Raw genomic sequence first — 23,578 nt, 5'->3', positions numbered from 1 at the left:
ATAATTCACATTTTTTGCTGATTATTAGAAATAGGATAGATTCAAAACATTTTGAGGGGAGGATTACGATGAGTTCAGATAAGAACAATGTTTCACGTCGTGACTTTTTAAAGACAACTGGTATTGCTGCTGGTACATTAGTCGGCGGTGGATTAATTGGAGGACTAGTAGGCTACAACATCAATGGTAAAGGTACTTCTACTCTGGAGCATGATGGACACGGTACTACAAATGAGGCTCTTGGTTCGCCAAAAGCAAAAATGTTTTTTAGAAATGAAAGAGATTTCAGTATTTTATCAAAGGCTACAGAACGCATTTTTCCTGAAGATGATTTAGGGCCAGGTGCTATAGGATTGGATGTCCCTTATTTTATCGATCATCAATTAGCAGGAAATTACGGAAGTAATTCTAAGGAATATATGCAAGGCCCTTTTGATGTAGGTTCCCCTACTCAAGGCTATCAAAGCCGCCTAACGCGAGCTGAAATTTTCAGACAGGGCATTCAAAAAATGGACGATGAGGCGCAAAAACGTTTTAAGAAGAGCTTTAACGATTTGGATGGTAAACAGATCGATGAAATTTTAACAGCCTTTCAAAAGGGTGAAGTTGAAATGGTTGGTGTACAATCAGCATTCTTCTTTACACTGTTACGAGCCGCTACATTAGAGGGTGCTTATTCTGACCCAATGTATGGAGGGAATCGTAATATGGATGGCTGGCGCATGAAGAACTTCCCTGGCCACCAAATGGCTTATATATCACAAATTGAAGATAAGAAATTCCAAAAAATTGAGCCTAAATCTTTGGGCAACCACTAAGGGGGTTAAAACATGGCCAAAACATTACCAAGTGTAGACGTTGTAACAGTTGGTGTAGGGTGGACAGGTGGTATCGTTGCTGCTGAATGTGCAAAAGCCGGTTTAAAGGTAGTTGGTTTAGAGCGAGGGCAAAAGCGTGGTACTGAAGATTATTTAAACGTTCATGATGAATACCGTTATGCCATTCGTTATGATTTAATGCAAAATCTATCCAAAGAAACGGTTACTTTTCGCAATGATCGTAATATGAAGGCATTACCGATGCGCCAGTTAGGTTCCTTCTTACTCGGAGAGGGGCTAGGAGGATCAGGAACACATTGGAACGGAATGACGTATCGTTTTTTACCCTATGATTTCCAAATAAAAACGCTAACCGATAAACGTTATGGTCCAAACAAACTTGGGCCAGATTATCTCATTCAGGATTGGGGATTAACATACGATCAACTTGAGCCTTATATGGACAAGTTTGAAAAAACAGCTGGTATTTCTGGAGATGATAAAAATACATTTAGCGGAAAACGTTCAAACCCTTATCCAACCGGACCTATGAAGAAAACGCCGATGCTTATGCAATTTGAAAAGGCGGCACAGGACTTAAAGCTAACACCTTATATGGTGCCATCAGCAAACGTCTCTGAGGTTTATAAAAACCCAGATGGTGAAACAATTAATGCTTGCCAATATTGTGGCTTCTGCGAACGTTTTGGTTGCGAATATGGCGCAAAATCCTCTGCAGAAATTACAGTTGTCCCCACTGCATTAAAAACAGGTAATTTTGATTTACGCTACAATTCCAATGTTGTTGAAATTTTAAAACAAGGCAATAAGGTTACGGGTGTAAGATATATCGATACCGTATCAGGAGAAGAATTTATTCAGCCTGCCAACGCTGTCGTTTTAACGAGTTACGTCTTTAACAATGCCAAGCTATTAATGGTCTCTGACATAGGTGAAAGATATGATCCTACTACTGGTAAAGGGACACTTGGACGAAATTATTGCTATCAAATCTTACCTGGGGCTGCTGGTTTCTTTGATGAACAATATAACACATTTATGGGGGCAGGCTCTTTAGGCATGTGTGTAGACGACTATAATGGCGACAATTTTGACCATAGTGAATTAGATTTTATTCATGGTGGAAACATCGCTCTTACACAAACAGGGACCCGACCAATTGGGTCAAATCCAACCCCTCCTGATACACCTACATGGGGACCAGAATTTAAAAAGCAATCTATTCATTACTATACACGTTCATTTGGGATTGGTGCGCAAGGTGCATCCATGCCACATAAGCAGAATTATTTAACATTAGATCCAACCTACAAGGATGCATATGGGCTTCCATTAATGCAACTAACGTACAACTTTACGGATCAGGATCGTGCGCTTCATAAATTTATCTCAGCGCGTGCAGCAGACCTTATGAAGCAAATGGGCGCAAAAACAATCGTCCCAAATGCTGAAATTACCGATTATAATATCGTGCCCTACCAAACAACCCATAACACAGGTGGGACTGTTATGAGTTTAACGCCAGAGCAAGGTGTCGTGAATAACTACTTGCAGCACTGGGATGTTGATAATCTCTTTGCTGTAAGCGCTGGAAACTTTGCACATAATAGCGGCTACAATCCAACTGGAACGTTGGGAGCACTAGCCTATCGTTGTGCAGAAGGTGTCATAAAGTATAGTCAATCAGGTGGCTCTTTAGTATAAAAAAATCATTCTAAAGGAGGCAAGACTTATGGGAGGTCTAGGAGCAATTGGTGTACCTGGGTTAATTATTATTTTAGTTATTGTATTAATTGTATTTGGCCCAAAAAAATTACCAGAAATCGGTGGAGCAGTTGGTAAAACGTTTGCAGAATTTAAAAAGTCCACTAAGGGACTTATAGACGATGATGATGATTCGGTGAAAAAGGTCGAAAAAAAATCTGATGCTTCGTAGGAGGGTTTCCTATGGATCCTTATGAGGATGGAAAAAGAAAGTTTTTAAGCCCTCTTGATAAACCACAAGCTGAGCCTCCGTTACCTATGGAGGCTTTAGTTGAAATACAAGCGAAAAAAATGGAAGAGCAGCATATAGCAGATGAACCTCTTATACCGGTTAACTCGTTATTAGAACATCTTTCAGAACTACGTAAACAAATAATAAAAGGGCTAACGGTCTTTATCTTATTTTTTATTGTTGTTTTTTCTACTATTAATATATGGTTCCCCTTTGTAACTCGTGGTCATTCTCTCATTATTTTAGGACCGCTTGAGGTCGTTAAATTTTATATGACTATTTCAACTACCTTATCATTTGGTCTTGCTATGCCATTTCTTGTTCATTTTTTGTGGAGTTTTGTAAAACCAGGGCTAAAGGAAGCGGAAAGTCGATTTTTAGGACTCTATGCACCCGTTATGCTGGCACTGTTCTTATTGGGAATCGCTTTTGGCTATTTTGTTGTAAACCCTCTAAGCTATTCATTTTTAGTCGGCATAGGTGCTACCAATTTTGATGTCATGGTATCCGCTAGTGAATATATGCATTTTTTAATTATGACTACAGTACCGCTAGGACTATTATTCGAATTACCCATCGTTGCCCTGTTTTTATCAGCTATTGGAGTACTGACCGCTGAATCCATGAAAAAAATACGAGGCTGGTCATATATCGGAATGGGTGTAGGCTCCGCTGTCATAACACCGCCCGATTTTATTAGTCAACTCCTCGTATTAATACCTATGATTATTTTGTATGAAATAAGTATCTATCTTGTCAAACGCATAGAACGAAAACAAATTGAAAGCACTGCGTAAATTTTACGCAGTGCTTATTTTTTCTTTAAATCCATGACAATAATTTCTGGTAGATTAAAAATGCGGTATGGTACCGAGCTATTGCCCAGACCACGACTAACCACCATCTTAGTCGTTCCTTCATCATAGACACCAGCCGTATATTTCGGAAATAGCCCCTGTCCAGGTGCAACAAGTCCTCCAAGACCTGGAATACGAACTTGCCCACCATGTGCATGCCCAGAAAATACTAAGTCTATGCCATCATTTACATACGTATTAAACACTTCAGGTCGATGTGCCAGTAACATCTTAAACATATCATCTGGTAAATAAGCTGTAGCCAACTCCAACATTTCTTCTGTTGATCTACCCATTAACGGATCTTCAATTCCAACAATCGCCAAGCGCTCCCCGTCGCGCTCTAACACGGTCGATTCATTGGCCATTATATGTACTCCTAACGATGATAGCGCCTCATAAATTTCACTTACCTTATTCGTCGCCACTTCATGGTTTCCTAGTACATAATAAACATCCGTTATTTCAACTAGTCCCTTCACTGCCTGTAGACTTTGTTTTAAATCATAGCGATTGCTATCAATCACATCACCTGTGATAAAAATATAGTCAGGATTTGTTTCCTTAACTTTAGCAATCAGTTTTTTCTGATTGTTACCAAAGAGGGCATCATGTAAATCCGATACTTGTACAATGCGTAGCCCATCAAAGCTGGCAGGTACCTTTTCTGATTCGAATACATGCTTACTAACGACTAGCCAGTGATTGTTTACGTACAAAAAAATGACTATAAAAACAACGAAAAAAACACCATATAATAATTTTTTCAATCGCAATCGCTCACTTTGCGGCTACTTTTTTTCAGAAAAAAATTCTGACTTCCCTATTATAAGCAAAAAACAAATTGATTGTAAGTATATGCACTTTAATTACATAAAATGCACAAAATTCAACTATACCCCTCCCCCCTTTATAGGAAATCATGCGCATTTTATCTATTCGTAGTCAGCTTTCACATGATATAATATGGGTATAATTTCATAATTATGTACATTCAAAAATTTTAACTATCTGTACCTTCCAATTTGACAAGAATGAGAGAACAAAGATGAGAAAGCTATTACTTATTTTTATTGTTATTAGTATTGTAGCGATTGGGTTAACAACTCAATTTCTTAATAATGAAAGCCCAAATGCGCCTAAAGCAGTTGCAGGTGTAATCGATCTTAGGCAGTATGACTTGCACGAAAACACTGTAAGTTTGGATGGAGAATGGGATTTCATTCCTAATAAATTATTGAATTATTCCGAAATTGACACCTATCATTCTTATTTAGTAAATGTCCCTTCACTATGGTCTAGGTATAAGCTGGATGATCAAACTTTCACTTCACTTGGTAGCGGTACCTATCGTTTAAAAGTTCTTATTAATCATACGGATGCTATATTGGGCATAAAAACAGGTAATATTCGAATGTCAAATGCCATTTACATAAATGAAAAACGTATTGGACAAAGTGGAGAACCTGCCGAGGATTCGACATATGTACAACAAAATGTACCGTATGTTGCTTATTTTTCGCCTGACAAGGATGAACTGGAAATCATCATTCATGTCGCTAACTTTGATTATGCATCAGGCGGAGGAATTATTGGTTCCGTTTTTATCGGAGATCAAGAGAGTATTGGTAAATTAAGAGAAAGCTCACTTTTCTACGATTTAATTACTATTGCTGCCTTTTTTACAATGTTTATTTATTTTGCTGGTTCCTACTTATATGCCAAGCTTGAAATTGAGCAGCTTTATTTTTCTTTATTCTGCTTTATGGTTGGTTTATACAGTATATCTCATGGAGAAAAAGTATTAATGGAATTACTCCCTATCACCTATGAATCCCTGATACGAGTCCAAATCATTTCAAGTATCGGCTCAGGTATCTTCATGCTGCTGTATTTTTACCATGCCCTCCAGCAAATTGCCTATAAAAGGTTCGTGAAAGTACTTTGTATGATTGGCATTGTCTTATCAGCTACGGTGATGCTCCCCATATCCATTAGCTCATACTTACAAGCCGTCTATTCTATATATATTTTAATCAATATCTTTTACTTGCTTTATATTCAAACGATCGCAATCTTTAAACGTTTAGTAGGCGCTATTTATTTATGGTTTAGTACTATGGCAATTCTTATCTATATGGTTGTAGCTACATTAAATCTCAATATTAATTTAGAAATCTACTCTTTACCTCCTTTGCTTCCCTTTATTTGTTTAACGATGCTCTCTCTTTATATTTCACATCGTTTTACAGATTCCTACTTGGAAAAAGGAAGATTAACAAATGCTTTACTCCGGGTGGATAAATTAAAAGATGAATTTCTCGCAAAAACGTCACATGAGTTTCGCACGCCATTACACGGTGTAATTGCAATTTCTCAGTCCATGCTAGAGCCCCCTGAGAGCTCAACACTAACGATGGAACAAAAGGAAAAAATATCACTTATATTTAATATTACAGAAAAGTTATCACATCTTGTTAATGACATAGTAGATTTTTCAAAGTTAAAAGAGGGTGAGCTAAAGTTACGCCTGGCTAATGTAGACCTTTATTCTGTCACCCATGTTATCGTTGAAATATTGTCGTACATCGGCAATAAGGACGTAAAGATTTACAACTACATTGAACGAGGAAAATTTATTGTTGCAGACGAGGATAGACTGCGACAAATTCTTTATAACATTATTGAAAATGCTGTTAAATATACTAGGCATGGAAAAGTGGAGATATCCTGCTATGAAGAGCAGGGGTTCCTTACTATTGAAGTAAGTGACACTGGTCGAGGTATTGCCCCAGAGCATTTAGAGTCGATCTTTGAGCCCTTCCGACAACTAGAGGATGCAAGTAAAGGGGCTGGACTTGGTCTAAATGTAACAAAAGAACTTGTCAATTTGCATGGCGGGGAAATCACTGTCCATTCAGTGGTTGATCAAGGAACAACTTTCTGCGTCAAACTACCAGTGGAGCCAATTAAGCAAGATCAACAAGAAAAGCAACAGCAAAATAAAATTATATTAACAAAAGACTATTTACCAATAACATTCCCCTATTTTAAGGAAAGAACATCGGGTAAGAAAATATTGATTGCAGATGATGATCATATTAACCTCAAAGTACTAATCGATATTCTTGCAAAGGAGAACTACGCAATCATTGCTGTTGATGATAGTCGGCAAGTTTTTGAACAATTAACATTGCATCCAGATATAGACTTATTGATTTTAGATATTATGATGCCCAACCTTTCTGGATATGAAGTTTGCCAACAAATCAGAAAAAACTATTCTTCGGCGGAATTACCAATTCTAATGCTTACAGCAGCCATTAGACCAGAGGATTTACTTGCAGCATTCCAATCTGGAGCAAATGATTTTCTCCATAAACCATTAGATACTGCTGAATTGAAGACAAGAGTGCGAAATCTTATTTTATTAAAGGAATCAGCAGAAACTGCCATTAAAATGGAAACAGCGTTTTTGCAGGCACAAATAAAACCACATTTTATTTATAACGTTTTAAATTCAATTTTATCGCTAAGCTATTTAGACTTGGATAAGGCCCGTATTATGATAACTGACTTTGCTACGTTCTTAAGAAGCAGCCTTGCTTTTGAGAATACAAATAGCCTTATTCCTCTAGAACAGGAGCTTCTGCTAATTCAAGCTTACGTCAATATTCACCAGACGAGATATCCTGATCAACTTGAATGGGAAATTCAGATGGAGGAGCCATTACCTATACTGATTCCCCCTCTGCTACTTCAACCGTTAGTAGAAAACGCTCTTTTTCACGGTTTAAAAAACAAGCGAGCAAATGGAAAAGTATTAATGACTATTCAGAAAGATCAACAAATGATTGATATTCAAATTGAGGATAACGGTAACGGAATGACACAAGATTTAGTTGAAAAAGTTTTATCAGAGGAGCCCTCCGTTCACCAGAGCGTCGGAATCCGCAATATTACCAAACGTCTAAGAAAATATGAAAAGACCACTTTCCATATCGAAAGTATTGTCAATAAAGGAACGACTGTAAAATTAAGATTCCCACTATTTTTGGATGAAAAGAGGTGAAAGAATGTTAAAAGCTATCATTGTGGACGATGAAATTTTAGCAATCAATTTATTAGAAGCTATGTTAAAGGACAATGGAGCGATTGATGTGATTGGAAAATTTCTCAATCCTTTAGAAGCTATAGCAAACATTCCTACGCTCAAACCCGATATTCTTTTTCTAGATATTGAAATGGCTGAGATGAGTGGTATTGATTTCGCTAGTAAGATAGAAGAATTAACGCATGTTCTGGACATCGTGTTTGTGACTGCCTACGAGCATTATGCGATTGAGGCGTTTTCTGTTCAGGCTATTGACTATATTTTAAAGCCTATTGAAAAAGCCCGTTTAATGAAAACAATAGAGAGGATTTCTATACGAAGGGGGAAAGTTCAGCAACTATCAGATGGAAGTATACGAAATGAAGATGTTCAAGTCATCGAAAATTTCCACTTCCACCTACATTCAGGAAAGATGTACATCGATGGAGTGGCTTTAACCTTATCCACTAAAGAGTTTCATATTCTATATTTTCTAGCACAGCGACCAGGGCAAATTTTTCATCCATCTGACCTATATAAGCTCATTTGGGCAGAAGATAGTTTAGGACAAACACAGGCATTAAAAGTTCACATAAGCAATTTACGAAAAAAGCTGGAGTCCATCCCCGGCCATCAAGCTAACATTGTAACGGTAAGAGGTTCTGGTTATCAATTCCTCTTTACATAAAGACAAAAAGGCACGACGATTAGTTAATGAAATCGTCGTGCCTCGTTTTATTTTTTTGCCGCTTCTTGAATGTCATAAAATGCCCAATGCACGCTTGGGACATCCTTAAATATTGGCTTTTGATGTTCTGTCGTTACTTGACGAGCAAACAAACGATTTAGTACTTTTACTGCTTGCGCACGTGTTAAATAACCATCTGGATTAAATGTTAATGCCGTCGTACCCGTCATAATACCACATTCATTGACAGTATGAATCGATTTAACAGCCCAATGATTGACGCTCACATCTTTAAATATTGCACTTTGTGAGGGCGGTTTACAAAAGTCGCCATTTGGACGATTTGCATATTGCTTTTCTATCCAGCGGGCAGCCACTGTTGCCATTTGTGCACGGGTAATCAAGCCATTTGGATTAAAGTTGGTTACTGTAACCCCTTCAAACAGACCCTTCTCCTTCACAAATTCTATTGCATATTTAGCATCATGTTGTATTGTATCTGTATAGTTTGCCTTCGCTTGTGGAATTGTATTATCTGTTAATTGACGAGCAAACATCATGGCCATTTGTGCTCGTGTAACAGGGGCATTGGGACGGAAGGTACCATCTACATAGCCTTGAATATACGCTGTATGTGTAATGTCAATCGTAGGCTCCTCCACATCTTCATCTTTTGGTAAATAAAGAATGGAAAAGGTAGAGAATTTTTGAACCTCAAATTGTAAACCTAACATATCTTTTTGATAATCTATAACTTTCCCACGTAAAAATTCTTTGGTACCATCGCTATGCTCGATATAGATAGCTAGGTTATTAAGCTGTTCTTCGGATAAATCTTTAGGTAAAGGTAAGGTTAAAGTTACTGGGCGATTTTGCATATTAGTCTCAATTTTCATGGGCCGCCCTACTACCTTACTAAATGAACTACCCGTTATCTTTTGATCTATGAATTCACGCTTCACCCGCTCTTCGATTTTTAATCGATCTTTTTCCTCACTTAACGGGATTAGACGGAAATATAAATTGTCATTAAATGTCGCCAATGAATATTTAGATACATCGATTTTCACATTGTAGGCCGAAATATTTACATTCAATTGATTGTTTTTTAACAGAGTAACAATATTATTAGGCATTGATATATCAATTTGTTTTACTCTATCCTGTGAATCTGGAATTACGATACGTGCTTGATCTGAACCTTCCTCTTTTAGTTTAGTAATAGCTTCCGACATATTCTTTTCGGTTAAAATTACTTCATCTCTCATTGATCCATCTGTATCTTTTAATCGTTTAATAGTCGTTTTAGAAACCGTTTCTCCACTACTTGATTCTATATTTATAGTAATAATTTCTGGAGAAAGAGTTTCTGCATATTCAGAGAAAGTTGTATCCTTACTATTACTTGGAGCATTTTCTCTCGTAACTAAAATTGTATATTCCCTTTGACTACCATCTTCAGCAGTTACAAAAATCTTTATTGTATTTACACCTGTTACAAGCTTTATTGCTTCGGTACTTGCCTTACCATTTATTGTTACTATAGCTTTTTCATCCTCAGCTATTGGTTTTAAATATATACGATCTACTGTACTTGGAACATGGGTTGTATAAGACAATGTATTTTTGTTAAATGGTGTATTTAAAGTACCATATGAAATTGTTAACTCCTTTAAAAATGCATTTTGATTAGGAGAAAATGCTTTAACATGAATAGAGAAAACTTTAGTTTCCACATATTCACCTATAGTAATTTTAGCAGTCAATGTAACCATTTGATTTCCTTTGTCTGCAGATGGACGTATAACGGTTCCATTATCTTTCACTACTTCGGGCTTGTCAGATACCCAAGTAATTGTCGCACCATTTTCTCCAATAATCGGTAGAACAAGATTTTTAGTTACATTTTCTGAAGAGTCATCTTGAGAATAGACAATAGTAAGTGCATCTTTATCAAGTTGTACTTTTTGTTTTAAAATACTATTAACTTTACTATCCAACACAGATTGTAAAGTTTCTATTGCAGCATAACCTTGATTAGGACGTGCCATCATAATTTGCTGACAGACACTATCTTGATCTTCAATCGTAAGGAGATTAAAATGACTATAATTTAAATGATCATCATCAATAAAAATGGTCCAAAGTGTAAGTTCATCTGTCGCATTGTTAACATTTATAAGGTATGAACGATCATTAACTGCATTTAAATAAACTTGTCGCAATGTACTTGTAGATTGATACCCTGTCTGTGGACGTTCGACTAGTAATTTATTTGCCAAATAATTCTGATCGGCTAATTTAAAATTTTGAAATAATTCATTTCCTTTATAAGAGTAATGTAATACATGCCAATCCGTAGTCATGGCCAATTTCATTTCTTCGTTATTAGTTGCTGCATTAAATGAATAATAATTACTTTTTGCTGCTACAGGAGATATAGGTATCATATAAATTACTAAAATAGTTAGCAGCATTACATTCATTACTTTTCTTTTAGAGTTTCGAATAACAATCACCCTCTCTTTTTTAGAATCAAGTTTTAATAGCGACCGATTGTAGAATAGTCATCTTTAGGCAATAATAGCCACTCTGAATGATTAAAATTTGAAGTACCCGATTGTAGCCTTTTATCTCTTATATAGCCACCGCTACTTTGCAATATAGAGACGCTCGAATCCCTAGCTCCTAACATATCTATAACATTGCCATTACTGTCTTTTAACGTAATTGACACTGTTATTTTAGTTGCATCTCTGAAAACAAATTCCTCATTGAAATATGGCGAAACGGTCATATCAAAAAAATCATAAAAATAAGAATGGATGACTACAAAATTAGTATTTGGATGTATTAAAGGTATATTTAGTGTTTGGACCGTATGTTGTTTAAAAATTAAGTTATACTGCTGTATTTCTACTTTATAATTTGATAGTGGAACCATTGTTGCATTATATATTTCTAGGACATCATTATATTCTCCGTTTTGCACAAAGTCTGATATAAAAAATCCTGGGGCATCTACACTGGCTATAAAGCTTGTAGATACTTGTCCTCCTTTTCCATCATCTGCTGTAATAGTTATAATGCTTGTCCCCAATGAATGTTGAGTAATTTTAAGTGACGTGCCATTCAGACTAGCAGTTACCACTCCACTATTACTTGAGCTTACAGTCAAGGTTAATGGGTCGTTATCATCATCTGAAAATATATCATCCACTAAGACATTCCAACTATCGCCACCCATTGTTGCTCTCTGATTACTAATGGTCTTAGCTACTTTTGGGGAATGATTTACAGTAGGAGTTGTTACAGTAACTAAAAAGCTTGTAGATACTTGCCCTCCTTTTCCATCATCCGCTTGGACTGTAATTGTACTTACGCCAGCAGCAATCGGCAGAACAGTAATGGTTTGCGCATTTATTTGAACAGTAGCAATGGATTCATCACTGGAAGAAACGTTTACTGTGAGAACATCATTGTCAGCATCTGAAAAAATACCACTTCCATCTATAGTGATTACATCACCCACAATACCTAGTTGGTTACTTATAGGTTGCGCAACTACAGGAGGTTGGTTTGGTGGACTCGTTACGGTAACCTCAAATGTTGTCGTTTCGCTCCCTCCGTTACCATCATCCGCTTGTACTGAAATGACACTCTTACCTATGCCTACTAGCTCGATACTTATCATTTGAGAATTCAGTTGCGCTGTAGCAACAGATTCATCATTGGAGCTTACTGACAATGTTAAAGGATCATTATCTTCATCCGTAAATACATTACTTGCATCAATCAGAATTGGCGGATCACCAACATGCCCAGTTTGATCATTTATTAATTGCGTTACTATCGGTATATTATTCGACTTAGGTAAAACTTCTATTTCAAAACTACTGCTTGCTCTCCCTAACTTTCTATCATCAGCACTAATCTTTATTTTTGTCTTTCCAGGGGATAGCGCCTCAAGTGTTAATAAATTTGAACTTACCTCGGTTGTAACAATGCCCACGGTTTCAGTAATAGCTTTAAGTATTAAAGGATCATTATCAGCATCATAAAATAACTTACTTAAATCAATGACAATTTTCTCTTGACCAAGTGTCATGGATTGCTTTGGAATTATTTCAGAAGCTACAACAATCGGTGGTCGATTAACAGGTGCTGCATAGGCTACTTTTTCTTGAAAACAAAAACTACAGATTAAAGTTAGTAAAATGGCTATCACAAGACATTTTCTTTTTGGATACAAAGTGACCCCTCCTATTTTTGAAATTATGTAAATACAAAAGTTTGCAAATTCTCTCCTTTATCATGACTTTTAACTCATTTTTTATTATATACCAGTACTAAAAACCTAACTACAGAATATTATAATGACAAAAGTTAATTTTTCTTAACCTTTATTTGATATACCAAAGACGATTTTGTATTCTTTACTATCAGGTCGGATTTTTATGAAGTAACAAAAAGAAAACCCAAACTCTTACAAACTCAAACTGAGAGTTTTGTAAAATTGTTCGGGTTTTCATTGGCTAAAGTACACACATTACATAGCCTTTTAGCTAATTTTCGTTATTTACTATGAATATGTTTTACTGCCGCTTCTTGAATCTCATTAAATGCCCAATGATCACTTGGGACATCTTTAAATATTGGAATTTTATGTTCCGTTGTTACTTGACGCTCAAATAAGTGATTAAGTATCTTCACTGCTTGCGCCCGTGTTAAATAACCCTCGGGGTCAAATGTGTCTGCCGTTGTACCAGTCATAATATCCCTCGCATTAACAGTATGAATGGCTTGAACAGCCCAATGATTATTACTAACATCCTTGAAAACTTTACTTTGTGAAGTTGGTTTACAAAAATCTGCGTTTGGATTGTTTACGCAATGCTTTTCTATCCAACGAGCCGCTACTACAGCCATTTGGGCACGTGAAATGAAACCATTTGGTTGATAGCTTGCCTCCGTAACGCCGTTAAATAAACCCGTATGTTTCACAAATTCAATTGCATCTTTGGCGTCATGCTGAACAGTATCTGTAAATGTTGCCTTCGACGTAGGAATTGCATTAACTGTTAGTTGTCTAGCAAACATACTTGCCATTTGGGCGCGAGTTACAAAAGCATTCGGTCTGAATGTCCCATCTGCATTGCCGCGAATATAGGCTATATGTGTTGTTGGTTCCTCCACATTTTCAGGCAAATAGAGCATAGAGAAGGTAGAGAATTTCTGAACTTCAAATTGCAAACCTTGCATATCTTTTTGATAATCTACGACTTTCCCACGCACTAACTCTTTTGTGCCATCGCTATGCTCGATAAAAATAGCTAAATGATCAAGTTGTTCTTGAGTGACATTTTTTGGTAATGGCAGTGTTAAAGTAACAGGACGATTTTGCATATTCGTTTCAATTGTCATCGGACGACCAATTAAATGCACTTTTTCACTTTGTATTGAATTCTTAATTATATCTTCTTCTACTATTCTTTCTTCCACTCGATGTTGCTGTTCCGATGTCTTAATAGGAACTAAGCGGAAGTATAAATCATCGTAAAAGTTCAATAAATTTGGGATAGAAATCACTACATTCGCAGTAGCCATTTCTAACTTTATGTTTCCAGAACTTAATTGCGCTATTGAAGATTTGGGAATCTCAATGACAATTTCACTAACTTTATCATTTGTATCAGGAATAATAATCCGAGCAATATCATTCCGCAATTGTTTCGCTTTTTCTATTGTTTCCTTAGCAATATCCTCTGACATGGAAACATGATCCTTTATAACGCCATCTGGCATCGTTGTACGAATAATCGGTGTTTTAGATAAATTTATCCCATCTTCTCCTTCAACCTCTACAATAATACGTTCTGTGTTTGTTGTAGGAGTAGAGCTTCCACTGGTACTACTACTATTATTGCTGGTAGGTGGTGATACATTACTGATCCACATGGCATAAATAGTCATGTTTCTTGTAATAGAACCACTTTCGAAGTCAAATAGTTTTTCCAGTGTATTGCTTGAGTACCAACCTCCAAATGTGTAGCCTGCTTTCGTTGGCACTGTCGTTGGTTTATTTGCTTTTCCTCCATGGGCTACAGATTGTTGGGATACTGCACTTCCTCCATCCGTGTTAAAACTTACGGTATACGTCTGTGCGTTCCACTTGGCGTAAATTGTCGTGTTTTCTGTAATGACATTAGTAAAATCATAGACTTGTGTGCGGCCAGCATCTGTATACCAGCCTTCAAATGTGTAGCCTGCTTTTGTCGGTGCTGGGGTTGGCGCACTCGCTTTTTCACCATAGGCTACGGATTGGTCGGATACTGTACTTCCTCCATCCGTATTAAAACTTACGGTATACGTCTGTGCGTTCCACTTGGCGTAAATTGTCGTGTTTTCTGTGATGACATTAGTAAAATCATAGACTTGTGTATGACCAGCATCTGTATACCAGCCTTCAAATGTGTAGCCTGCTTTTGTCGGTGCTGGGGTTGGCGCACTCGCTTTTTCACCATAGGCTACGGATTGGTCGGATACTGTACTTCCTCCATCCGTATTAAAACTTACGGTATACGTCTGTGCGTTCCACTTGGCGTAAATTGTCGTGTTTTCTGTGATGACATTAGTAAAATCATAGACTTGTGTATGACCAGCATCTGTATACCAGCCTTCAAATGTGTAACCCGCTTTTGTCGGTGCTGGGGTTGGCGCACTCGCTTTTTCACCATAGGCTACGGATTGGTCGGATACTGCACTTCCTCCATCCGTGTTAAAACTCACGGTATACGTCTGTGCTTTCCACTTGGCGTAAATTGTCGTGTTTTCTGTGATGACATTAGTAAAATCATAGACTTGTGTATGACCAGCATCTGTATACCAGCCTTCAAATGTGTAACCCGCTTTTGTCGGTGCTGGGGTTGGCGCACTCACTTTTTCACCATAGGCTACGGATTGGTCGGATACTGCACTTCCCCCATCCGTATTAAAACTCACGGTATACATCTGCGCATTCCATTTAGCATAAATTTTTATGTTACCTGTGATGTTACTATTAAAATCATAAGTCTGTGTATAACTAGCATCTGTATACCAGCCTCCAAATGTATAGCCTGCTTTCGTTGGCTCTATCTGTGGCATCGTTGCCTTTCCACCGTGCGCTACGGATTGATCCGATACTGCACTTCCTCCGTCCACTTCAAAACTCACGGTATACGTCTGTGCATTCCACTTGGCGTAAATTGTCGTAGCCTCAGTGATAACACTAGTAAAATCATAGACTTGTGTATGGCCGGCATCTGTATACCAGCCGCCAAATGTATAGCCTGCTTTCGTTGGCTCTACATGCGGCATCGTTGCCTTTCCTCCGTGCGCAACGGATTGATGGGATATGGCACTTCCTCCGTCCACTTCAAAACTCACGGTATGCATCTGCGCATTCCACTTGGCGTAAATTGTCGTAGCCTCAGTGATAACACTAGTAAAATCATAGGTCTGTGTATAACCAACGTCTTTATACCAGCCTCCAAATGTATAGCCCGCTTTCGTCGGCTCTATCTCCGGCATCGTTGACATACTGCCATTAACAACCGTTTGACTTGGTACCGCACTTCCTCCATCTGTTTCAAAACTGACTGTATGTTTCACTTGAGGTGAGGTGTTAAAATCGACTAATGAAATGTTGTTAAAAACAGCATAGTCATCTTTCATATTAGGTGAGGAAAGAATTAGAGTAATAATATTACTATTACTTATATCATTAATATTCTGTTCGGTAAGTAAATCACCGATAGGTAATAAAATAGGGTAATCGAAATTATTAAAACTATAAGCTGGTTTTGAAAAATCCTTCTCAATCCCTACATTACTTGGTAAATCAGCTAGAGAATATGTATTCCCATCAGTAAATGTCCAATCGTCCGAGCTACCAATATTAATTGTCAAATTGGATATATCTCCACCACTATCCGAACCAGGAATAGGTGTAAGACTTAATTTCGCATTAGAATAATCATAGTTTGACGGCAAGTAAAATTTTACATAAGCAGTGTTTGTCTGATCACCTGAATCATAACCACCTACGCCGGCTATTTCTTCTAAAATACCAACGCTATTCGGCATTCCTTGAAAGACAGTTCCCGTTACAATCTTACTTGGAAAGATAGTTGTAACTGCTGCCCTCGCTACTTGTAATTCTAAAAACGGTTGTACAATTATAAGCAACATTGCAATCAACATAAGGACAACATATACTTGTTGACGTTTTTTCATTTACATCACTCCCCATTCACTGGGTATTCACCATACAAACAAATAATAAAGTTTAGTGCTACATAAGGCTGCATGTTATTATGTGGCAAATTCCCTCCAGTTGAACCAATTGCTTGCTGATGAATATTTACTTTTGTATTTGCTGTAAACTCTTTATATAATTTCTTCGGATTTAATCCTCCTATAGCACTCCAAATAGCACCTTCTGGACTACTATCTCCACCAGTTGTTTTCGAGCTTCCTTGTAATACATGCTTATGGGCAGGAATCTGCTCGTTATTTAATGTCACACTTTCTACCCCTACTTCTTTGGCAAATTCTCTTGTTGTAAGTCCTGTGCCAGTTCCGTAGTGCATGGGCGCTTTACCTCTTAAATCTGGTAACTTAAAATCTGTTTTGCCATCCCCACCGAATCTATTACCAATAATCGAATATAACACGGCATGCTGCTGAATAAGTAATGTACTGCCATCACAAAAAGCCCAATCTCTTGGTGCATAATTCCCAGCAAATATTCGAATCTCTCCTGAATAGGCATCTGCCATATTTTTGTCCCTCCTTAGCTTCTAGATGGATAAATTCCATTTATTGCAATACAAAACGATACTACTAGATATGGTTGCATATTATTATGCGCCTGACTTTGTCCTGTAACTGTCATCGCCGTTGAACTCATTTGAGTATTTACATTACTAGAAAACATAGGATTTCCCTCAAATTTTCCCCATACGTTATTCATTGGGGATGGTTTATTTGTTACGCCTTCATCAGCATAAACTTCATGCGTGTGATTAGGCATTTCATTTATTGTCAATGTATGTGTTGCCTCACCGCCTATGGACCCATAGGTAATTTGATCACTTTTATGAAGTGGTACTCTTCCTTGCAAATCAGGTAGCGCAAAAGTAGTCTTACCATCTCCCCCATAGAGGTTTCCTATTAATGAATAAAGTGCTGTATGCTGTCTTATTTGTAATAGTCGGCCATCACACGGTAACCAATTTTGAGGTATTTTGTCGAAACTAAATAGCCGTACTTCTCCTAAGAACGGTTCTGCCAATATACTCTCCCCCTTTTAAGAAAAATCAGGGTAAAGACCCTGCGTGGCAATAATAAAATTAATGGCCATTGATGGCATCATATTCTCATGAGGTTGATTTCCACCCACAGACGCCACTAAATCTGTATTCATTCGCACAATATCACTAGCTATATTTGTTTGATAATTCTTTAAATCAGCTTTTCCCCATACATTATTAGCTGGCGAGCTTTCTGTTGTATCCGCTTTTTCTTTATTTGCTGAAACTATATGAGTATGGGCTGGTAAATTCGTTTCTGTTAGTGTTACTTTTTCCGTTCCGCCATTACTCGCGATAGGATATTGCGAGCTTAAATGAATGGGGATTCTTCCACGTAAGTCTGGTAAAGCAAAATTTGTTATTCCATCCCCACCATATTTATTTCCTATTAATGAATAAAGAGCCTGATACTGATTAATCAATAACAGTTGTCCATTACAAAGAGCCCAACCTATTGGAGCAAACTTACCACTAAACATACGAATTTCACCTAGATACGCCTCCGACATGCCAACACTCTCCTTTTCTTTTATTTCCATAGCATTTTCATATAAATCTCATCTTCTTGAATAACTTGAAATCCTAGTTTTTCATAAAGATCTCTTGCAGAATTAGTTTTAAGAACTTGTAATACAACTGCTTTGCGTTGTTCCTTCGCCTTTTTCTGAAGTTGAACAATAAGAAGTGTCCCAATGCCTCTCCCTTGGTAATTTGGCAATAAAGCTATATCTATAAGATGATGGTATTCAGGTTGCTCTTCCGTGAGAAACCTGCCAACGCCCTCAGCATCTACGACAATTTTCCAATGACTCGCTCTTGGAAATTGCTGATTGTAGGAAGCTTGCTGTGCACGCCATTGCATATCTAAAAAAAGTGTCTTTTGTTCAGCCGACCATCCCCATGAATCTATTTCTTCATTTCTTGTAGAGGCATAGATTTCATAGAGGAGTGCTTCATCCTCCTTTGCTATAGATTTAAGCTCTATTTTCATGATGTTTGTTCCACTTTCTTCTAAACATTCTTATTAGTCACAATGATAGATCTTACAAAGTTATGTCCTTTTTCAGACAAGTCTTCCCAACTATCTACGTGCAATTGATGGTCAGCTAAGCATTCAGATCGATTCTTACTTTTTTGAGGTACGTCCAGGAAAAGCGAGATGGTGCCATAGGATTTTTCGCCTGGCTGTACCTTATCACGCCACGAACAAGAGCATTCATAGCCATTTGGACCAGTGGATGCTTTTATGCCCAATGCTTGTAATGTTGTATTTGGTGGGATACTAATCGGCTCCTTGTCCTCCTCATCTTGGGTGTTCCAGATTCCCCATTCCAATTGTGACTGAAACACTTCAAGCTCACGGTCTGTTGCATTTGTAATCATTAATGAAAATGTCCAAGTCGCCATTTTAGTACGCTCCTCCTGTCGGTACTTTTTTCTCCGCGTTATTCATCACATCGTATACATGCGTACGGTGTAAGACTGCATAATCCCATTCAGATGCACCAATGAGTGTTGTGATATTATTATTGTCTGTTCGGTAAAGAAGAATCATTTTACTAAAAATCCATGGCACAACGTCCATATCCTTATCAGAGGGAGCTTCAAAAACCCTAGTCTTTGAATTTTTCTCTGTTTGATGTTGCTCTTTTGTCATAGCATTTAAAATATTGAATTTCGCCTTTAATTCTGCCTGTAGTTCCTGTGCTACGCTCGCTTTCACGACTTTTTCATCTGATACAGATGCCTTCTCAGTAAATTTAAGGGCAGTTTCAATCGTACAAACCTTTTCCTCCACCACCTTACTAGCAGTAGACAATCCATACTCATCTATGACTGTAATTTTTCCTTTTTTAGTAACAGTTTCAATTTTAGAAGCATCTCCTCTTAAGCAAGTTACCTCTACAGAAAAATACTGTTGTGCCTCTCGCTGCTTTAAATAAAGGCTATCAATTTCTAAATCATTGACCCCGTCCCATAATTTTTTAGAAATGTTGAAGAGAGGCGTTCGAAATAATGGCATTTTTTCAAAATGAACACCACTGGGAATGGATTGGTTTAAATCAATTTCTCGAACATCTTCAATTTCGTTTAATGTTTTGATTTTGTACCAGTCCGTAAATAAATTATTTCTTATTTCTTTTTGTTTCAATTTATCCATTTTATTAGAGATTCGTATATTTCGAACAAAGTTATGACCATCGTGTGGAATGTCTTTCCACTCTGTTACTTCAAAATATCCATTTGCTAGACATCTAGCTTCATTTGGGTCATTATAGGGAACATTTACATAAAGGCTCATTACCCCATATGGTGATTGTGTTGTATTATTTTTATCTTTCCAGGAGCAAGAAAATTCATAGCCATTTGGCCCAAAGGCTGATTTGGCTCCAACAGCTTGAACCGTTTCACCTGCCTTAATCGTTTGAGGTTTTTTATCCTCTTCACCATCTGTATTCCAATAACCCCAGTGTAACTGCGATTCTACTAACTCTAAATCTCGGTCTGTGTCATTTGTAACGTTTAAATAAAAAGTCCACGTCATCATTGCTTCCTCCTTTAACAGAATTTTCAGAATAATAAAAGCAAATGTATTCTATTTTCTGTTTCTTACTACCTAAAACTGGTGTCGAGTATTGTATTTTTCTCAGGACTCTCCTACTGATTTTTATTATAGTACAACTCCCCTATTTTCTTCTACGAAATAATTCCATTTTTTAGGTTAATTTTTCTTAACCTTTGGACCTATAATTTTGTCAAGAAAGCAAAAAAATCTGCTCATGCTCCCTTTTATGAACATAAACAGATTTACGTAAGGCTTATTTATTCAATTAAAACGAGTAAAGAGCTTCCATACTAATTCATTCCGATCGGCAACATCTACCTTTTGAAAAATTAGCTTTAAATGATCTTGAACGGTATAACTAGAAATTCCGAGGTTTTGTGCAATAATTTTTGTCGGTATCCCCTTCATTACTTCAACTACTACTTCCTTTTCTCTAGGTGTAAGATGATAGGCTATCAGTAAATAGGGTAACATTTCTTTAGGAGATGCTTCATTTAATAGTATAGCTATTTGCTGCTGTGAATCTGCAGTCATGAGAACTGATGCTTGGACTGTTACATAACCCTTATTATTAATTGGCACTAATAACGAATATTGGCTGTTCAATTTGTTAGCCTGTAGCTTTGCACAAAATGCCTGAATTGGTTTGGGTATTTGCCAATCAAGCAAGCCTTCATTGTTTCTTAAAAGTGTTAACAATTGAGCCGCCTTTGTATTGGTGGAAATAATATGATGTTCTTCATCCAAAATAATGATTCCACTCTGTTCCTCTTCGATAAAGAGTCGCTCATCTATAATCGTATGGTAGAACCCCATTAATGCCTCAGCCATAACAGGCATGAGGATTTTCACTTGATTTACATCAGCATCTTGGAAATGGGGTTGTCCATTGTCTATCCTTTTAAACAGTGTTAAAAACCCATAGCATTGCCCCTGAAACATCAATGCAGCTCGAATTTCATCACTAAATCCATGGGGCTCTAACACCTCTCGATAACGTTTACTCTGACTACTCACATCGCTAAGTTTACCGATGTATTTGCCACTTTCCACAAGATATACATAGCTATTTATATCTTGTGAGTCGTATTCCAAAGACATTATTTGCTGATGGATATCCTCTATTGATTGCTCTGTAACAGCTCCTATAGAAAAAAGGGTTTGAGTATCTGTCATCGTACAACAATATGCGTCAAAACTAATAAAATCACGCAATTCTTCTATCATCTTTTGTCGGTATTGAACTGAATTCTGATTATCTTTTAAGTGGACTTCTGACCTTCTTTTCCAATAATGAATATCTTGCACAAAGTTCCTCCCCCCAGAATTATGGGATAGCACATTTTCCATAAGCATTTATAATTGAGAATAATTCTTAATTAAATTGTACAACAAGGAGGTAAAAATGAAAAATCCACAACATGACTGGCACAATCCTAATGTCTCTAACTACCAAAATACTATTCGACAAAAAATTAGTGGTTATGACCTTATCTATGACATGATGACCGATATTCTTCAAAGTTATCCCACTGATAACATGCTAATAGTTGGAGCTGGTGGCGGTCAGGAACTCTTTTCACTAGGGCAAGCTTTCCCCTTCTCTCACTTTACAGCCATTGATACTTCTAAAATTATGCTACAGGCTGCCCGTAAACATATTGAGAAATTGGAATCCCCTCTTCATATTGACTGGTATGAAGAAGATTTACTTGCGTTAGTGTTTGACCATCAGTTTGAAGTGGCTTCCTGTCACTTAGTTTCACATTTTATTGAGGAACATGAACAAAAAAAAGCTCTACTACAAAAATTGTCGGATAGCTTACAGGATAGCGGAATTTTATTCATATCATCCATTAATGCAGACATGTCAGCTGTATCATTCCAACACCAACTCAAGTATTGGCGAAGCTCTATGCTGCAAAATGATTTATCTGAGGAACACTGGTTACGCTTTGAGCAATCCTTTGGCTCCTCTACCTATCCAATTACACTTGAATTGCTAACGGACCTATTACATGAAGTCGGATTTTCAACGGTAATTCCATATTTTAAATCACATATGGTCGACGCCTTATTAGCCATTAAAGAAGAGGTAAACAAATGACAAGAGATAATATATTAATCGTTGGCGGATATGGTGAAGTTGGTCGTAAAATTGCAAAAATACTACTCTCTAGTTACCCAAATAGAGTATGTATCGCCGGAAGGAATTTAGAAAAAGCCAGACAGTTTTGTGCACAGCATGATGGTCTCGGGGCACCTTTACAAATGGATGTATCTAGAACTGTACATCCACAGCAATTAGCCAATGTAGCCTTGGTCATTATGTGTTTGGAGCAACAAGATACTACATTTGCAGAGCTCTGCTTGAAAGAAGGAATTAAGTATATTGATATTACTGCTAGCCATACCTTCCTCAAACAACTAAAAAATCTTCATTCGACAGCTATAGAGTATCGTTCAACTGCCATATTCAGTGTCGGTATGGCTCCAGGGCTAACTAATATAATGGCCATGCATGCGACCAATCCATTAACCACTATGGAGAAGCTTCATATTTCTATTTTACTAGGAGCCGGAGATACGCATGGCACTGCAGCTATTCTTTGGATTTTGCAACAATTAAATATTCCGTATTCCCATTACGAAAATCAGATTATTACTAATTTCACTAGTAAGAGATCTGTGCAATTTAGGGATATTGGAAAACGTAGTGTGTACCAATTCAACTTTTCAGATCAGCACACATTAGCTCATCATTTTCCTAGTGTTCCCATTGTGACGAGATTAGGCTTTGATGTAGAATCACTTAATTGGTTTGTCGCCTTCTTACAAAAAAGTCGTATTGCCTATTTATTGAAATTTAAAGGAGTACAATCCATGCTTGCCTCCCTCGTTCAAAAAATAAAAATGGGTACAGATGTATGCTCCATACAAATTGAAGCTATTGGTAAGATACAACATAAAGAAGCGAATGTGACACTAGACTTTAAAGGTCGTGATGAATCACTTGTGACAGCAAAGGTTACAGCTGCCATTGCTAGAGAACTTCTAGATAACAAATATCCAGCGGGGACTTATCATATTGAAGAATTATTTACATTCGAAGCAATACAAAACCAATTTGATGCATCTTCTTTCTCTCAACTAATTACATCACAATAGGGGCATAACCTTATA

The 23,578-nt window shown here is 37.2% G+C and carries 19 protein-coding genes; 8 read left to right on the top strand and 11 right to left on the bottom strand.

The features are described 5' to 3' along the window. Positions 1 to 68: 68 nt before the first annotated feature. Genes MKX57_RS00945 through tatC form a run of 4 tightly spaced genes read left to right on the top strand, consistent with a single transcriptional unit; the run spans position 69 to position 3,632 of the window. On the top strand, positions 69 to 818 hold the full coding sequence (locus MKX57_RS00945; protein WP_036148186.1) for a gluconate 2-dehydrogenase subunit 3 family protein: 750 nt from the start codon (positions 69 to 71) through the stop codon (positions 816 to 818). A 12-nt stretch (positions 819 to 830) separates the two neighbouring features. After that, the gene (locus MKX57_RS00940) at positions 831 to 2,543 is read left to right on the top strand and encodes a GMC family oxidoreductase (protein WP_036220295.1); all 1,713 of its coding nucleotides are present in this window, start codon (positions 831 to 833) and stop codon (positions 2,541 to 2,543) included. 28 nt (positions 2,544 to 2,571) lie between these two features. Next, positions 2,572 to 2,775 carry a twin-arginine translocase TatA/TatE family subunit gene (tatA, locus tag MKX57_RS00935; protein WP_036122204.1) on the top strand — a complete coding sequence of 68 codons (204 nt, stop codon included), beginning with the start codon at positions 2,572 to 2,574 and terminating at the stop codon, positions 2,773 to 2,775. An 11-nt stretch (positions 2,776 to 2,786) separates the two neighbouring features. Beyond that, positions 2,787 to 3,632 carry a twin-arginine translocase subunit TatC gene (gene tatC / locus MKX57_RS00930; RefSeq protein WP_089986895.1) on the top strand — a complete coding sequence of 282 codons (846 nt, stop codon included), beginning with the start codon at positions 2,787 to 2,789 and terminating at the stop codon, positions 3,630 to 3,632. 14 nt (positions 3,633 to 3,646) lie between these two features. Here tatC and MKX57_RS00925 read toward each other — a convergent pair whose 3' ends face one another. Next, the gene (locus tag MKX57_RS00925; protein ID WP_089986894.1) at positions 3,647 to 4,462 is read right to left on the bottom strand and encodes a metallophosphoesterase; all 816 of its coding nucleotides are present in this window, start codon (positions 4,460 to 4,462) and stop codon (positions 3,647 to 3,649) included. A gap of 278 nt (positions 4,463 to 4,740) precedes the next feature. Between MKX57_RS00925 and MKX57_RS00920 the strand changes: the two genes are divergently transcribed. Both MKX57_RS00920 and MKX57_RS00915 read left to right on the top strand, forming a co-directional pair. Then, entirely contained in the window at positions 4,741 to 7,764 is a 3,024-nt protein-coding gene (locus MKX57_RS00920; protein WP_342531528.1) for an ATP-binding protein, read from the top strand. 4 nt (positions 7,765 to 7,768) lie between these two features. Then, positions 7,769 to 8,473, top strand: coding sequence for a DNA-binding response regulator (locus tag MKX57_RS00915; RefSeq protein WP_089986892.1), 705 nt, complete (start codon positions 7,769 to 7,771; stop codon positions 8,471 to 8,473). Between the two features lie 47 nt (positions 8,474 to 8,520). Here MKX57_RS00915 and MKX57_RS00910 read toward each other — a convergent pair whose 3' ends face one another. The 10 genes from MKX57_RS00910 to MKX57_RS00865 form a co-directional block, all read right to left on the bottom strand. Further along, positions 8,521 to 10,992, bottom strand: a complete 2,472-nt coding sequence (locus MKX57_RS00910) for an S-layer homology domain-containing protein (RefSeq protein ID WP_342550675.1) — start codon at positions 10,990 to 10,992, stop codon at positions 8,521 to 8,523. 23 nt (positions 10,993 to 11,015) lie between these two features. Continuing rightward, positions 11,016 to 12,725 (bottom strand): RTX toxin, encoded by a 1,710-nt coding sequence (locus MKX57_RS00905; RefSeq protein WP_342531522.1) that lies wholly within the window; start codon positions 12,723 to 12,725, stop codon positions 11,016 to 11,018. 323 nt (positions 12,726 to 13,048) lie between these two features. Continuing rightward, positions 13,049 to 16,750 carry an InlB B-repeat-containing protein gene (locus tag MKX57_RS00900; RefSeq protein ID WP_342550674.1) on the bottom strand — a complete coding sequence of 1,234 codons (3,702 nt, stop codon included), beginning with the start codon at positions 16,748 to 16,750 and terminating at the stop codon, positions 13,049 to 13,051. Positions 16,751 to 16,755: 5 nt separating this feature from the next. Beyond that, positions 16,756 to 17,295: a tail fiber protein gene (locus MKX57_RS00895; protein WP_090003014.1), complete on the bottom strand. Its 540-nt coding sequence runs from the start codon at positions 17,293 to 17,295 to the stop codon at positions 16,756 to 16,758. Positions 17,296 to 17,309: 14 nt separating this feature from the next. Beyond that, positions 17,310 to 17,810: a tail fiber protein gene (locus MKX57_RS00890; protein ID WP_090003013.1), complete on the bottom strand. Its 501-nt coding sequence runs from the start codon at positions 17,808 to 17,810 to the stop codon at positions 17,310 to 17,312. Between the two features lie 15 nt (positions 17,811 to 17,825). Continuing rightward, positions 17,826 to 18,338 carry a tail fiber protein gene (locus MKX57_RS00885; protein ID WP_089986887.1) on the bottom strand — a complete coding sequence of 171 codons (513 nt, stop codon included), beginning with the start codon at positions 18,336 to 18,338 and terminating at the stop codon, positions 17,826 to 17,828. Positions 18,339 to 18,358: 20 nt separating this feature from the next. Next, the gene (locus tag MKX57_RS00880; RefSeq protein ID WP_090003012.1) at positions 18,359 to 18,820 is read right to left on the bottom strand and encodes a GNAT family N-acetyltransferase; all 462 of its coding nucleotides are present in this window, start codon (positions 18,818 to 18,820) and stop codon (positions 18,359 to 18,361) included. A gap of 20 nt (positions 18,821 to 18,840) precedes the next feature. Continuing rightward, positions 18,841 to 19,236 carry a hypothetical protein gene (locus tag MKX57_RS00875; RefSeq protein ID WP_107922598.1) on the bottom strand — a complete coding sequence of 132 codons (396 nt, stop codon included), beginning with the start codon at positions 19,234 to 19,236 and terminating at the stop codon, positions 18,841 to 18,843. Between the two features lies 1 nt (position 19,237). Beyond that, positions 19,238 to 20,377, bottom strand: coding sequence for a hypothetical protein (locus MKX57_RS00870; RefSeq protein WP_128472309.1), 1,140 nt, complete (start codon positions 20,375 to 20,377; stop codon positions 19,238 to 19,240). 279 nt (positions 20,378 to 20,656) lie between these two features. Then, positions 20,657 to 21,703: a helix-turn-helix transcriptional regulator gene (locus MKX57_RS00865; RefSeq protein WP_342531514.1), complete on the bottom strand. Its 1,047-nt coding sequence runs from the start codon at positions 21,701 to 21,703 to the stop codon at positions 20,657 to 20,659. 97 nt (positions 21,704 to 21,800) lie between these two features. Here MKX57_RS00865 and MKX57_RS00860 point away from each other — a divergent pair, with 97 nt between their 5' ends. After that, positions 21,801 to 22,502, top strand: a complete 702-nt coding sequence (locus MKX57_RS00860) for a class I SAM-dependent methyltransferase (protein ID WP_089986882.1) — start codon at positions 21,801 to 21,803, stop codon at positions 22,500 to 22,502. Next, complete coding sequence (locus MKX57_RS00855; RefSeq protein WP_342531511.1) at positions 22,499 to 23,563, top strand: saccharopine dehydrogenase NADP-binding domain-containing protein; 1,065 nt, start codon at positions 22,499 to 22,501, stop codon at positions 23,561 to 23,563. Before MKX57_RS00860 ends, MKX57_RS00855 begins: the two co-directional genes overlap by 4 nt. The last annotated feature ends 15 nt before the right edge of the window (positions 23,564 to 23,578 follow it).

The organism is Lysinibacillus sp. FSL M8-0216, assembly GCF_038595555.1.
Classification (GTDB): Bacteria; Bacillota; Bacilli; order Bacillales_A; family Planococcaceae; genus Lysinibacillus; species Lysinibacillus fusiformis.
Note: the sequence above shows the minus strand (reverse complement) of the source record. Positions and strands in the feature narration are given on the sequence as shown.